The sequence below is a fragment of the Pseudomonas sp. FP1740 genome (assembly GCF_030687165.1).
Lineage (GTDB): Bacteria > Pseudomonadota > Gammaproteobacteria > Pseudomonadales > Pseudomonadaceae > Aquipseudomonas.
Genome location: NZ_CP117461.1, coordinates 6128337 through 6142390, shown reverse-complemented (window position 1 = coordinate 6142390; position 14054 = coordinate 6128337). Strand labels below are relative to the sequence as shown.

Here is a 14054-nt window from a genome sequence, read left to right as displayed (position 1 = left end):
TGTTCCTTCCCAGGCGAAACACGCTCCCCTACAGGGGGAGCGGTGTAGTCAGACGTACTGCGCCGCCGCGTAACCGGATGCCCAGGCCCATTGGAAGTTGAAACCACCCAGATGCCCGGTGACGTCGAGCACTTCACCGACGAAGTACAGGCCAGGGCTTTTCAGCGATTCCATGGTCTTGGACGACACCTCGCGCGTGTCGACGCCACCCAAGGTCACTTCGGCCGTGCGGTAGCCTTCAGTGCCGGCCGGGACGACTTTCCAGCTCGCCAGTTTTTCGGCGATGTCGGCAATTTCCGCGTGGGTGTACTGCTTCATCGGTTTGGAGACGAACCAGTTGTCTGCCAGCAGGTTGGCCATCTTCTTGGTGAAGATTTCACCGAGCAGGGTTTTCAGCTCACTGTTGGGGCGTTCGACTTGCTGCTGTTGCAGCCAGCTCGGTACGTCGTGATCCGGCATCAGGTTGATCTCTACCGTGTCGCCGGATTCCCAGAATGAAGAAATCTGCAAAATCGCCGGGCCGCTGAGACCGCGGTGGGTGAACAGGATGTTCTCGCGGAAACTCTGGTCGTTGCAGCTCACCAGGCAATCCACCGACGTACCGGACAGCTCGATGCACAGCTCCTTGAGCTGATCGGTGATGGTGAATGGCACAAGACCGGCTCGGGTCGGCAGCAGGTCGTGGCCGAACTGCTTGGCCACCTGATAGCCGAAGCCGGTGGCGCCGAGGGTCGGAATCGACAGGCCGCCGGTGGCGATCACCAGGGATTGGCAAGTGATCTGGCCCAGCGTGGTATCCAGCAGATAACCGCTTTCGAGCTTCTCGATGGCCTGGATCGAGGTGTCCAGGTGCAGGCTGACGCCAACCTGATTGCACTCGTCGAGCAGCATGTCGAGGATGTCGCTGGATTTGTTATCGCAGAACAACTGGCCGAGTTTCTTCTCGTGGTACGGCACGCCGTGTTTGGCCACCAGACCGATAAAGTCCCACTGGGTGTAACGCGCCAACGCAGATTTGCAGAAATGTGCGTTCTGCGAGAGGAAATTGCTCGGCTCGGTGTACATGTTGGTGAAATTGCAGCGGCCACCGCCAGACATCAGGATTTTCTTGCCGGCCTTGTTGGCATGGTCAAGCAACATCACCTTGCGCCCGCGCCCGGCGGCGGTCAGCGCACACATCAACCCTGCGGCGCCAGCGCCAATGATCACGACTTCGGTAGAGCGCAAAACGGTGTCCTCACACATTGATCGTTCCCACGCTCTGCGTGGGAATGCCGCCATGGACGCTCTGCGTCCGCCGTTATGTGACGCGGAGCGTCACGGGATGCATTACCACGCTGAGCGTGGGAACGATCACAGGGAAATACGGTGTTCTTACAGGATGCGCACGCGCAGCGAGCGGCCTTTGATTTTACCGTCGTTCAGGCGCTGCAAGGCTTGCTTGGCGATTCCGCGCTCCACGGCCACATAGGCCTGGAAGTCGAAAATCGCGATCTTGCCGACCTGGGCACCAGGAATGCCCGCCTCGCCGGTCAGTGCACCGAGAATGTCACCCGGACGGACTTTGTCTTTACGGCCCGCACCAATGCACAGTGTGCTCATCAGCGGCAGCAGCGGACCGCCGCCCTGGGACGTGAGGTTATCCACCTGATCCCAATTCAACGGCGACTTCTGCAGTTGCTCGATGGCTTGGGCGCGATGGGCTTCGGACGGTGCGACCAGGCTGATCGCAATGCCTTTCTCGCCGGCACGACCGGTACGGCCGACACGGTGAATGTGGATTTCCGAGTCACGGGCCAGTTCGACGTTGATCACCATGTCCAGCGCATCGATGTCCAGGCCGCGTGCGGCGACGTCGGTGGCAACCAGTACCGACGTACTGCGGTTGGCGAACATGGCCAACACCTGGTCGCGGTCACGCTGTTCCAGATCGCCGTGCAGGCCGACGGCGGAGATGCCTTTGGACGTCAGGTGATCGACGGTTTCCTGAACCTGCTGCTTGGTGAAGCAGAACGCCACGCAGGACGCCGGACGGAAGTGGCCGAGCACCTTGGTCACCGCGCTCATGCGCTCTTCCGGGGAAATCTCGTAGAAACGCTGCTCGATCTGCGTGTCGTCGTGGAACGCTTCGGCCTTCACTTGCTGCGGATTACGCATGAACTTCGACGCCAACTGCTTGATGCCCACCGGATAGGTGGCGGAGAACAGCAGGGTCTGGCGACGTTCCGGGCACTGGGCGATGATTTCTTCGATGGAATCGTAGAAGCCCATGTCGAGCATGCGGTCGGCTTCGTCGAGGATCAGCGTGTTCAGGCCGTGAAGCACCAGCGAACCCTTGCGCAGGTGTTGCTGGATGCGCCCTGGAGTGCCGACGATGATGTGCGCGCCGTGCTCCAGCGAGCCGATCTGCGGGCCGAAAGACACGCCGCCGCACAGGGTCAGCACCTTGATGTTGTCTTCGGAGCGGGCCAGGCGACGGATTTCCTTGGCGACCTGGTCGGCCAGCTCACGGGTCGGGCAGATGACCAGTGCCTGGCAACCGAAGAAGCGCGGATTGATCGGGTTCAACAGGCCGATACCGAAGGCGGCGGTCTTGCCGCTGCCGGTCTTGGCCTGGGCAATCAGGTCCATCCCCTTGAGGATCACCGGCAAGCTTTGCGCCTGGATCGGCGTCATCTGGGCATAACCGAGGGAGTCGAGGTTAGCCAGCATGGCGGCGGACAGCGGCAAAGTATTAAAAGCGGTGGCGATGGTGGTCACGGGACTGGCCTGCAAAACAAAATGTCGCGCAGTGTATCAGTCCCGAGCTCTGCACCTGCAAATTCTGGACGAATAGCCGTAGCAGCTGTCGAGGTACGAGGCTGCGTTGCGTGTCCGCAGGACCGCCCCGGGGGGGCGCTTCGCAGCCCAACGCAGCCTCGTGCCTCGGCAGCTGCTACGGGTCAGTGCTCTATATCGTGCTCGCGGCTGACCATCCGTCGGCCATCCTTCGGTGAAAGTTGCGAGAAGATCGTTGCAGCCAGCATCGCCATGATTCCTACCGTCACAAACGTCAGCTGGAACGCGCCCAGCACCGTGTCCACGTCGTCATTGCCCATCTCCGCTGTGAATCCGCCGAGCAGCGCACCGGCGCACGCCACGCCCAGGCTCAGGGACAATTGCGCTACCACCGACAGCAAGCTGTTGCCGCTGCTGGCGCTGGCGTCGTCGAGGTCGATCAGTGTCACGGTATTCATCGCGGTGAACTGCAAGGAGTTGATCGCCCCCAGAATCGCCAGCTGGCCCAGCAACAGCCAATACGGCGTCTGCTCGCTGACCAGGCCCATGCTCGCCAGCATGATCCCCAGCGCCAGTGTGTTGCCGGTCAGCACGATGCGGTAGCCGAAACGTTCGATCAGCGGCCGCGCCACGGATTTGGCGACCATCGCCGCCGCAGCCAGGGGCAGCATGCTCATCCCTGCCTGTGACGGCGAATAGCCCAGCGCCACTTGCAGCAGCAACGGCACCAGGAACGGCAATGCGCCGCTGCCCAACCGGGCGAACAGATTGCCGAGGATGCCCACGGCAAAGGTCCGGGTCTTGAACAGCGATGGCGCAAACAGTGGATTGTCGATGTGCCCGGCCCGCAGCCAATAGGCCGCCAGACAGGCCATGCCGGCAAACAACAGCAACATCACCCGCAAGTGCGGCAGACGCAGTTCGCCGAGGCCTTCCATGGCGATGGTGATCAGCACCATCGCCGCGCCGAACAGCAAGAAGCCCAGGCTATCGAAGCGGGTGCGTTCACTGCCGCGCAGGTCGGGAATGAATTTCCACACCGCATAGCAGCCGATGACACCCACCGGCAGGTTGATCAGGAAGATCCAGTGCCAGGTCAGGTATTGCACCATCCAGCCGCCCATGGTCGGGCCGATCAGCGGGCCGAGCAGGCCGGGAATGGTGATGAACCCCATGATCCGCACCAGATCCGAGCGCGGATACGCGCGCAGCACTACCAATCGTCCGACCGGCAACATCAAGGCGCCGCCCAGGCCCTGGATCACCCGGGCGCCGATCAGCATGCTCAGGGTGCTCGACAAGGCGCAGAGCAATGAGCCGATGCTGAACAACAGGATGGCGCCGAAGAAGATTTTCTTGGTGCCGAAACGGTCGGCGATCCAGCCGGAGGCGGGAATCAGCAAGGCGACGGTGAGCATGTAGGCGATGATCACACCCTGCATGCGCAGCGGGTCTTCGGCCAGGTCCCGGGCCATGGCGGGGAGGGCGGTGTTGAGGATTGTCCCGTCGAGGGACTGCATGAAGAAGGCAATGGCGACGACCCACGGCAACCAGCGGGCGGTGACAGCGTCGAGAGGTGGGCGGTTGGGCATGGGGCCTCTTGGTGTCGGAAATGATCGTTCCCACGCTCCGCGTGGGAATGCATCCTGTGACGCTCTGCGTCACGCCTGCAATGGGACGCGGAGCGTCCCGGGCGGCATTCCCACGCGGAGCGTGGGAACGATCTGTGTCAGGTTTTTGTGTTTACAGGGTCAAGGTCAATCGGCTGACGAGCGCTCCCGGCAGCAATGCCGAAGACGTGTTCCGCTGACTGTAGGTGCTGGCCGACAACATCAGCTCGCGTTCCTCGGTCAACGCTTCCAGCTGCGAACCGAGCAGGCTGTAGGCGCTGTCATCGAAACGCATGGTGCTGACCGGTGCCTGAATCTCGCCGTTCTCGACCCAGAAGGTCGCGAACCGTGTCATGCCGGTCAGGCGCGCCGCCGGTTGGTCCGAGTAGTTCAGGTACCACAGGTTGCTGATATACAAACCGGTGCCCAGTTGCTTGAGGATCTCGGCGTCAGGCAACGAGCCGGCCGCCATGTTCAATGCACTCGGCGCTTCACCGCCGCCAGCACCGTTGGCGGTCAGGCCGTACTCGGCGGCGCTGCGTGAACCGACCAGTTGCTCACCCGCCTTGCCCTCAACAATCAGCCGCAGATCACTGCGCGGATAACCTTCACCGGAGAACGCCGGGCTAAGGGAACCGCTGACTTTTTCATCCAGGGACACCATCGAACTGAACGAACTGTCGCCACCGTAGAGCTTCTGCAGCGGACTGCTCTTGCTGGCAATCGACTGCGCCGAGAACCCGCCCCAGCTGAGCATGCCCATGATTTCTTCCAGGGCCGCCGGTGCAAGGTAAGCGCGGTACTGACCCGGCGCCAGCGCGCGCGTTGGCCGACCCAGAAACGCCAACTGCTCGCGGGCCTGCTGGAAACGCCGGGCAAACCCGGCGCTGTTCCAGTCGTGCCCGGCATAGCTGGCTTTCACCGCCTGACCGTTTTCATGGAACAGGCTGAAATCGAAGTTGAAGCTATTGGCCTGATGCCAGCCGAACGCGCCCGAAGAACTGGCGAAGCCGCGACTGATCGGCCCGGCGGCATAGAATCCGACCAGATCGAGCCCCTCGGCGGCCTGAGTGATTTCAGTGACCACCTGCTCGGTATCCGGCAGCGGATGTTCCTGCACGTTATTGCTCTGCCAGTCGTCATGGTTGAGCAGCAGGTAGGGGTCCTGGGGCAGCAACGGCAGGGTTTCGCGCAACTGCTGCAACCCCTCGGCCAGACGCTGAAGATCGACTTCCGGATCGCCCGACAACGTGATATCGAGGTCGGCGTGGCGGCCGTCGTTGATCAGTTTGAAGCCGATGCTTGCCTGCTGCACCTGCCCGGCCTGACGCACCTTGGCGTGGTTGAAGCGCACAAAGGACGACGATTCGGCGGCGTAGCTGAGGGTGAATTGCTCGGGCTCGCGAATCGCTTCGCGCAACCAGTTGACCAATGTTTCAAACGATTCGGCCTGACCTTTTAATGTACTCATCAGGCATCTCCCCCAAACACATCAACATTGCTGAACACACAGGCCGGCGACGCATGGCCGACACGGATCACCTGGTTCGGTTCGCCCTTGCCGCAGTTCGGCGTCCCCAGCACCTTGAAGGTGCTGACGTCACCGACGGCGCGCAGGCTCTTCCAGAATTGCGCGGAAATCGCCCGGTAGTTCGGGTTCTTCACCACGCCTTTGAGTTCGCCGTTTTCGATCAACTGGCCCCATTCGCAACCGAACTGGAATTTGTTGCGCGCATCGTCGATGGACCACGAACGGTTGGTGCTCATCAAAATGCCGTGCTCGATGTTGCCGATCAGTTGCTCAAGCGGCTGATCGCCGGGCTCGATGTTGAGGTTGGCCATGCGGTCGATCGGCGGACGGTTCCAGCCGCAGGCGCGGCTGTTGGCCACGCCGTCGAGGCTGGCCCGGAACTGCGAGAGCGCGCCGCCCAATGGTCGCAGCAGCAAACCTTGCTTGATCAGGAATTGCTTGCTGGCGGCGGTGCCTTCGTCGTCATGGCCGTAGCTGGCGAGCTGTTCGGGGATGTCCGGGTCGAATGTCACGTTGAGCAGTTCGGAGCCGTATTGCAGGCGGCCGAAGTCTTGCGCCTTGACGAAACTGGTGCCGGCGTAATTGCGCTCGTCGCCCAGGATGCGGTCCAGTTCCAGCGGGTGACCGATGGACTCGTGGATCTGCAGCATCATCTGGTCGGGCATCAGCAACAGGTCGCGCGGGCCTTGCGGGGTGTTCGGTGCCAGCAGCAATTGCAACGCCTGGTCGGCGACTTTCGGGCCGGCGCCGATCAGGCCGCAGCGGCTGATCACATCAAAGCCGCCCTGCTGACCGAAATTCTCGCGGCCGAGGGTGCGGGTCTGGCTGTCGCTACCGTCGTAGGCGGTGACGTCCATGCTCGGGTAGACGAAGCGCTGGGCCTGGCGCAGTTCGGCGCCGGCGCTGTTGAGGTAGATCTGCTCGACGTTGGTGATACCGATGCTCGCCTGCCAGTTCACCAGGCGTTCGTCCTTGGGCACGGCGGCAGATTCGGCGCCGAGCAGTTGGTAGCAATCGCTGAGAGACGGGAAGGGCTGGTCGAGGCTCGGCGAGAAATAGTCGGCGCGCTCGCTGGAAACCGCTTGCTCACGCAAGTCGAGGAGGGCGTGGGGCTTGAGTCGACGGGCTTGTTGCTCGGCCTTCTCCAGCGCGGCTTGCAGGCCGGATTGGGACAGGTCGTTGGTCGCGGCATAGGCTTCGACGCCGTTGACCCGGACAGTCAGCATCGCACCTTCGTCGCGGCTCAGGCTCGGCGGTTCGGCGACGTTCTTGCGCACCGACAGGTACTGGCCGGACTCGCGCACATAACGCAGCGAAAAGAATTCAGCGCCCGTGCGCAAGGCAGCGAAGCGCTGCTTGAGCTGGGGGTGGAAATCGAACATTCGGGAACCTCCTTGGTATGGAGTGGCGGCGAATCGGTGTTGCGAGGGGGGTGAAACGTTTGCGTGGCGCTAGATTAGGCCTGCGTGGGGGTAGGATCAAGTGAAGAGCGGTGTAGGAAGAGTTGAGGTTGGGTGAGTCAGGAATTTATCTATTGCTTGGGCGGACGCTTTCGCGGGCAAGCCTCGCTCCTACAGGGAGTCGCATTCGCCCTGTAGGAGCGAGGCTTGCCCGCGAAGGCCGCGCCTCGGTGTTACGGCTTACTGAGCGCTCACATCCCGCAACGGCTTGCCCTTCACCGGTGCATCACCGGCCACGTAGTACTTGGCCTTGCTGCGCGGCAATGGTTTGCGACCGCGAATCTTGTCGGCGATTTTCTCGGCCATCATGATCGTTGGTGCGTTCAGGTTGCCGGTGGTGATGATCGGCATGATCGAGGCATCGACCACGCGCAGGCCTTGCATGCCATGCACACGACCTTCGCCATCGACCACGGCCATTTCGTCGGTGCCCATCTTGCACGAGCAGGACGGGTGGAACGCGGTTTCGGCGTGCTCACGGATGAACTTGTCCAGCTGCTCGTCGGTTTGCACGTCGATGCCGGGGCTGATTTCGCGACCACGGAAGGCATCCAGCGCCGGCTGTTGCATGATTTCACGGGTCAGGCGGATGCCATCGCGGAATTCCTGCCAGTCCTGCTCGGTAGCCATGTAGTTGAACAGGATGCTCGGGTATTCGCGCGGATCCTTGGACTTGGCCTGGATGCGACCGCGGCTTGGCGAACGCATGGAACCCATGTGTGCCTGGAAGCCATGCTCTTTCACGCCGTTGCTGCCGTTGTAGTTAATCGCTACCGGCAGGAAGTGATACTGGATGTTCGGCCATTCGAATTCCGGGCGGGTACGAATGAAACCGCCGGCTTCGAACTGGTTGCTGGCGCCGATGCCGGTGCCGTTGAACAGCCATTCGGCACCGATGGCCGGCTGGTTGTGCAGGAGCAGCGACGGGTACAGCGAGACCGGTTGGGTGCAGGCGTATTGCAGGTACAACTCGAGGTGATCCTGCAGGTTTTCACCGACGCCCGGCAGGTCGTGGACCACCGGAATATCAAGCTTTTTCAGCAGTTCGGCCGGGCCGACACCGGAGCGTTGCAGGATCTGCGGCGACGCGATGGCGCCGGAGCACAGCAACACTTCTTTGCGGGCACGGACTTCAACGCGTTCTTCGGCGGCACCGATCAGGTAACGCACGCCGACCGCACGCTTGCCTTCGAACAGAATCTTGTCGGTCAGGGCGTGGGTGACGATGGTCAGGGTCGAACGCTTCTTGGCGATGTCCAGGTAACCGCGAGCGGTACTGGAGCGACGGCCTTTCGGCGTCACGGTGCGGTCCATCGGGCCGAAACCTTCCTGCTGGTAACCGTTCAAGTCTTCGGTGCGCGGGTAACCGGCCTGCACGCCTGCTTCAACCATCGCGCTGAACAGCGGGTTGTTGCCGGCTTTGGGCGTGGTCACGCTGACCGGACCGTCGCCACCGTGGTAGTCGTTCGGGCCGATGTCACGGGTTTCCGCCTTGCGGAAATACGGCAGGCAGTCGAGGTAGGTCCAGTCTTCCAGGCCTGGCAGTTTCGCCCAGTTGTCGTAGTCCATGGCGTTGCCGCGGATGTAGCACATGCCGTTGATCAGCGAAGAACCACCCAGGCCCTTGCCGCGACCGCATTCCATCCGGCGACCGTCCATGTGTGGCTCTGGATCGGTTTCGTACGCCCAGTTGTAGCGACGGCCTTGCAGCGGGAACGCCAAAGCCGCTGGCATTTGTGTGCGGAAATCCAGACGGTAATCCGGGCCGCCCGCTTCGAGCAGCAGGACGGTGACGCCTTCGTCTTCAGTCAGACGGGTCGCCAGGGTGTTACCGGCGGAGCCGGCACCGATGATGATGTAATCGAATACTTGGGACATTGAATGCACCCTCTTTGAAGTTGGTCAGGTCGCGGGTCGCCGATGCGCTGCGTAACCTGTGGCGAGGGGGCTTGCCCCCGTTCGGCTGCGCAGCAGTCGTAAAATCAGCGACCACGCTCTATCTGAAGACGTGCGATGTCTGGATGGGGGCCGCTTCGCGCGACCCAGCGGGGGCAAGCCCCCTCGCCACAGAGACCTCGCAGGCCTTAGAAAACCGAGGCGTAATCGCCCAGTTCGACCTGTACCGATTTGATGCGTGTGAAGTTGTTCAGCGAGCTGATGCCGTTCTCACGGCCCACGCCCGACTGCTTGTAGCCGCCGACCGGCATCTTGGCGTCGGACTCGCCCCAGGCGTTGATCCAGCAGATACCGGCTTCCAGTTGATGAATCACGCGGTGGGCGCGGTTCAGGTCTTTGGTAACAACGCCGGCAGCCAGACCGAAGTCGGTGTCGTTGGCGCGACGGATCACTTCTTCTTCGGTTTCGTAGGTCAGGATGCTCATCACCGGGCCGAAGATTTCTTCGCGCACGATGGTCATCTCGTCGGTGCAGTCGGTGAACACGGTCGGCGCCACGAACGCGCCTTTGGCGAATTCGCCGTCGGTCAGACGAGCGCCGCCGCACAGCAGGCGAGCACCTTCTTCCTTACCTTTGGCGATGTAACCCAGCACGCTTTCCATGTGGGCGAAGCTGACCAGCGGGCCGAAGTTGGTGTTTTCGTCTTCCGGGTTGCCAACGCGGATGCGCGCAACGCGCTCAACGATCTTGGCTTCGAACGCGGCTTTCAGGTGGCTCGGGACGAACACGCGAGTGCCGTTGGTGCAAACCTGACCGGAGCTGTAGAAGTTGGCCATCATCGCGGTGTCGGCGGCGCGATCGAGGTCGGCGTCGTCGAAAATGATCAGCGGGGATTTGCCGCCCAGTTCCATGGTCACGTCTTTCAGCGTGGAGGCGGAAGCGCTGGCCATGACTTTCTTGCCGGTGTCGGTGCCGCCGGTGAAGGAGACTTTTTCGATGCGTGGGTGTTCGGTCAGCCAGGTGCCGACTTCACGGCCGCTGCCGGTCAACACGTTGAACACACCAGCCGGCAGGCCGGCTTCGGTGTAGATCTCGGCCAGTTTCAGGGTGGTCAGCGAGGTGACTTCGCTTGGCTTGAAGATCATCGCGTTGCCGGCCGCCAGGGCTGGAGCGGATTTCCACAGAGCGATCTGGATCGGGTAGTTCCACGCGCCAATACCGGCCACGATGCCCAGCGGCTCGCGACGGGTGTAGACAAAAGAGGTGGTGCGCAGCGGAATCTGCTCGCCTTCGATGGCTGGTACCAGACCTGCGTAGTATTCCAGCACGTCAGCGCCGGTGACGATGTCGACGTAACGGGTTTCGGAGTACGCCTTGCCGGTGTCCAGGGTTTCCAGGGCGGCCAGTTCGTCGTTGCGCTCGCGCAGGATGTCGACGGCACGACGCAGGATGCGCGAACGCTCCATGGCGGTCATCGCGGCCCAGATTTTCTGGCCCTTTTCGGCACTGACCACTGCACGCTCAACGTCTTCCTTGGTCGCACGCTGTACGGTTGCGAGGACTTCACCGTTAGCCGGGTTGATGGCTTCGAAGGTGGCGTCGCTGCTGGCGTCGGTGTAACCGCCGTCGATGTAGAGTTTTTGCAGTTCGAAACGGGCCATAGTGTCCTCGCAAGTGCATTAAGTGGTTGGCGTTGACCACCGGGCGTGCCGTGTAGCGGGGCGACGCTGATCAGTGGCGGTTCAGGGGTTGAGCGGTTTTATGTGTGCTCTAACTCACCTGCTTGGCCAATTGGATATCCATGTATTCGTAAGCGATTCTTTGCGCCTGCTCGGTGTCGAAAGCATCTCCCGACAGCGCGCCGCGCAACCACAAACCGTCAATGAGGGCTGCCAGGCCCCGGGCGGCGCTGCGCGCTTGATCAAGCGGCAACGCACGGCGGAACTGGCAGCACAGGTTGGAATACAGACGGTGATCGTTGATCCGCTGCAACCTGTGCAAAGACGGCTGGTGCATGCTGGTGGCCCAGAAGGCCAACCAGGTTTTCATTGCCGGGCCATTGACCTGGCTGGCGTCGAAGTTGCCTTCGATAATCACCTGCAGATGCGCCCGTGGGCTGTCATCTGCCATCGCCTGACGGCGCGCGGTGACATTCTCGCTGAGGACGCTCATCAGATACCGCATCGTGGCGGCGATCAGGCCATTCTTGTCCTGAAAATAGTGACTGATGATGCCATTCGAGACACCGGCCAAACGGGCGATCAGCGCAATGCTGGCGTCCCCCATGCCGACCTGATCGACGGCCTGCAACGTGGCTTCGATCAATTGCTGGCGGCGGATGGGTTGCATACCGACCTTGGGCATCTTGCACATCTCCTTAGGCCTTCCGGTGGACGAAATACGGCTACCGGATTGAGGGCCAGTCTATTTTGTTTTGATTGAACGTTCAATCAACAAAGAATAAGATCTGCGACAATTCGTCGCTGCTTACAGATTTTTCCTACGTGTAAATGACGATAAACCGACATCCAAAAATGCTCGAAACCCATACGCAGACGCGTTCCAGGGGGTTCGGGCTTTTTTCGGGGTGTCTTTATATCACCCGCCGGTCGGCTGCCAACTAATCGATTGGTCGGGTACCGCGTTGCCTTGTGTTCTTCTCTCGCACTGCCCGGAGCATCTGTGCCATGAGTTCTGCCTCTCTAATAAAGACCCCACCCGAGAAGGTGATGGTCAACGGTTGGGTGTTCTACACCTCTACCGCGCTGATCCTGCTGTTGACCGCCATTCTGATCGTCGCCCCGCAAGAGGCCGGCAGAATGCTCGGTATTGCCCAGGCCTGGTTGTCCCGCAGCTTCGGCTGGTACTACATGGTGGTGATCGCCGCCTATCTGGTTTTTGTCGTCGGCCTGGCGTTTTCGTCTTACGGCAAGCTCAAGTTGGGCAGCAAGGACGATACCCCGGATTTCAGCTACGGCGCCTGGGCGGGGATGCTGTTCTCGTCGGGTATCGGCATCTCGCTGTTGTACTTCGGTGCGTCCGAGCCGCTGGACCATTACTTCAACCCGCCGGAAGGCGTGGCCGGCAGCAACCTTGCCGCACGTCAGGCAGTGCAGCTGACGTTCCTGCATTGGGGCCTGCATGGCTGGGCGATCTATGCCTTGGTCGGCCTGGCCGTGGCGTACTTTGCTTACCGTCATAACCAACCGCTGGCGTTGCGTTCGGCGCTGTATCCGCTGGTCGGCGAGCGTTGGGTCAAAGGCGCGGCAGGTCATGCGGTGGACGGCTTCGGCATGTTCGTGACCCTGCTGGGGCTGGTGACGAACCTGGGGATCGGTTCGCTGCAAGTGTCGTCGGGGCTGGAAAACCTGTTCGGCATGGCACACAGCAACACCAACCTGCTGATCGTGATCATCGTGATGAGCACCGTGGCGACCATCGCCGCTGTGTCTGGTGTGGAAAACGGCATTCGTCGTCTGTCCAACCTGAAACATCGTGCTGTTCAGCGGTCTGCTGATTTTCGTGCTGTTGTTCGGCCCGACCCTGCACCTGCTCAACGGCTTTGTGCAGAACATCGGTGACTACCTGAATGGCGTGGTGCTGAAGACCTTCGACCTCTACGTGTACGAAGGCGACAGTGAGAAGTCTGACCGCTGGTTGGGCCTGTGGACCCTGTTCTACTGGGCCTGGTGGATTTCCTGGGCGCCATTTGTCGGCATGTTCATCGCGCGTATTTCCCGTGGTCGCACGGTGCGTGAGCTGGTCGCCGGCGTGCTGCTGATTCCGCTGGGTTTCACCCTGGCATGGCTGTCGATCTTCGGTAACTCGGCCCTGGACCTGGTGATGAACCATGGGGCGGTAGAGCTCGGGAAGACGGCGCTGGAACAGCCATCGATGGCGATCTACCAGTTGCTTGAGCATTACCCGGCGTCGAAAGTGGTAATCGGCGTGTCGATCTTTGTCGGTTTTGTGCTGTTCCTGACCCCGGCGGACTCCGGCGCGGTGATGATGGCCAACCTTTCGTGCAAGGGCGGCAACGTCGACGAAGACGCGCCGCACTGGCTGCGGATTTTCTGGTCGGTGGTGATCACCCTGGTGACCATCGGTCTGCTGTTCGCCGGTAACTTCGAAGCCATGCAAACCATGGTGGTGCTGGCAGGGCTGCCGTTCTCGGTGGTGCTGGTGTTCTTCATGTTCGGCTTGCACAAGGCCATGCGCCAGGACGTGCAGATCGAACAGGAGCAAGCGGAACTGGCGGCGCGTGGTCGTCGTGGTTTCAGCGAGCGTCTGACCCAGCTGGATTTGCAGCCGAATCAGTCGATTGTTCAGCGTTTCATGGACAAGCAAGTCAGCCCGGCGCTGGAAGAGGCCGTGGTTCAACTGCGTGGAAAGGGCCTGGACGTGCAAACGTTGCTGGGCAAAGCCAAGCGTTGCATGGGCCTGCGGATCGAGATGGAAGAGGGCAACCCTTTTGTCTACGAAGTGAGCCTGGACGGTTATCTGGCGGCGGCGAGCGAAACGGTGTCGGCCGAAAGTGCCGATGAACCGCGCGCACGTTACTACCGCGCCGAGGTGTACCTGCACAACGGCAGCCAGGACTATGACTTGATGGGCTTCACTCAGGATCAGATCACCCGTGACGTGCTCGATCAGTTTGAAAGCCATCGGCAGCTGCTAGGCCGGGTTTATAGCTGAGTAGCGATAGATCGTTCCCGCGCTCTGCGTGGGAACGCCAAGGGGCTCAATTGAGCCCCTTTTTTGTGCCCGTTGATCGTTCCC

Annotated in this window: 8 protein-coding genes and 1 pseudogene; 1 reads left to right on the top strand and 8 read right to left on the bottom strand. The window is 61.3% G+C overall.

Annotated features, from left to right (window positions below; all coding sequences use genetic code 11):
* Window positions 1–48: 48 nt before the first annotated feature.
* The 8 genes from PSH69_RS27655 to betI all read right to left on the bottom strand — a co-directional run bounded on the left by PSH69_RS27655 (window position 49) and on the right by betI (window position 11639).
* Window positions 49–1227, bottom strand: coding sequence for an NAD(P)/FAD-dependent oxidoreductase (locus PSH69_RS27655; RefSeq protein WP_305412883.1), 1179 nt, complete (start codon window positions 1225–1227; stop codon window positions 49–51).
* A gap of 147 nt (window positions 1228–1374) precedes the next feature.
* Window positions 1375–2712 carry an ATP-dependent RNA helicase DbpA gene (gene dbpA / locus PSH69_RS27650; RefSeq protein ID WP_230175555.1) on the bottom strand — a complete coding sequence of 446 codons (1338 nt, stop codon included), beginning with the start codon at window positions 2710–2712 and terminating at the stop codon, window positions 1375–1377.
* A gap of 230 nt (window positions 2713–2942) precedes the next feature.
* A complete protein-coding gene (gene mdtD, locus PSH69_RS27645) occupies window positions 2943–4370 on the bottom strand; it encodes a multidrug transporter subunit MdtD (RefSeq protein WP_019580660.1) in 1428 nt (475 codons plus the stop codon).
* A 151-nt stretch (window positions 4371–4521) separates the two neighbouring features.
* Window positions 4522–5859, bottom strand: coding sequence for a TldD/PmbA family protein (locus tag PSH69_RS27640; protein ID WP_305410360.1), 1338 nt, complete (start codon window positions 5857–5859; stop codon window positions 4522–4524).
* Window positions 5859–7301, bottom strand: coding sequence for a TldD/PmbA family protein (locus PSH69_RS27635; RefSeq protein ID WP_018928766.1), 1443 nt, complete (start codon window positions 7299–7301; stop codon window positions 5859–5861). The genes PSH69_RS27640 and PSH69_RS27635 overlap by 1 nt, the downstream gene beginning before the upstream one ends.
* 258 nt (window positions 7302–7559) lie before the next feature.
* Window positions 7560–9257, bottom strand: coding sequence for a choline dehydrogenase (betA, locus tag PSH69_RS27630; protein WP_018928767.1), 1698 nt, complete (start codon window positions 9255–9257; stop codon window positions 7560–7562).
* A 206-nt stretch (window positions 9258–9463) separates the two neighbouring features.
* Window positions 9464–10936 (bottom strand): betaine-aldehyde dehydrogenase, encoded by a 1473-nt coding sequence (betB, locus tag PSH69_RS27625; protein ID WP_105340877.1) that lies wholly within the window; start codon window positions 10934–10936, stop codon window positions 9464–9466.
* 109 nt (window positions 10937–11045) lie between these two features.
* A complete protein-coding gene (betI, locus tag PSH69_RS27620; RefSeq protein WP_018928769.1) occupies window positions 11046–11639 on the bottom strand; it encodes a transcriptional regulator BetI in 594 nt (197 codons plus the stop codon).
* Between the two features lie 380 nt (window positions 11640–12019).
* On the opposite strand from betI, the pseudogene PSH69_RS27615 reads away from it, so the two are divergent.
* Window positions 12020–13970 (top strand): annotated as a pseudogene (locus tag PSH69_RS27615) (BCCT family transporter).
* Window positions 13971–14054: the final 84 nt, after the last annotated feature.

Excerpts from the sequence above, each read along its gene's own strand:
- betI (WP_018928769.1), bottom strand. The coding sequence starts at position 11,639 with ATGCCCAAGGTCGGTATGCAACCCATCCGCCGCCAGCAATTGATCGAA.
- dbpA (WP_230175555.1), bottom strand. The coding sequence starts at position 2,712 with ATGCTGGCTAACCTCGACTCCCTCGGTTATGCCCAGATGACGCCGATC.
- betA (WP_018928767.1), bottom strand. The coding sequence starts at position 9,257 with ATGTCCCAAGTATTCGATTACATCATCATCGGTGCCGGCTCCGCCGGT.
- betB (WP_105340877.1), bottom strand. The coding sequence starts at position 10,936 with ATGGCCCGTTTCGAACTGCAAAAACTCTACATCGACGGCGGTTACACC.
- mdtD (WP_019580660.1), bottom strand. The coding sequence starts at position 4,370 with ATGCCCAACCGCCCACCTCTCGACGCTGTCACCGCCCGCTGGTTGCCG.
- PSH69_RS27640 (WP_305410360.1), bottom strand. The coding sequence starts at position 5,859 with ATGAGTACATTAAAAGGTCAGGCCGAATCGTTTGAAACATTGGTCAAC.
- PSH69_RS27635 (WP_018928766.1), bottom strand. The coding sequence starts at position 7,301 with ATGTTCGATTTCCACCCCCAGCTCAAGCAGCGCTTCGCTGCCTTGCGC.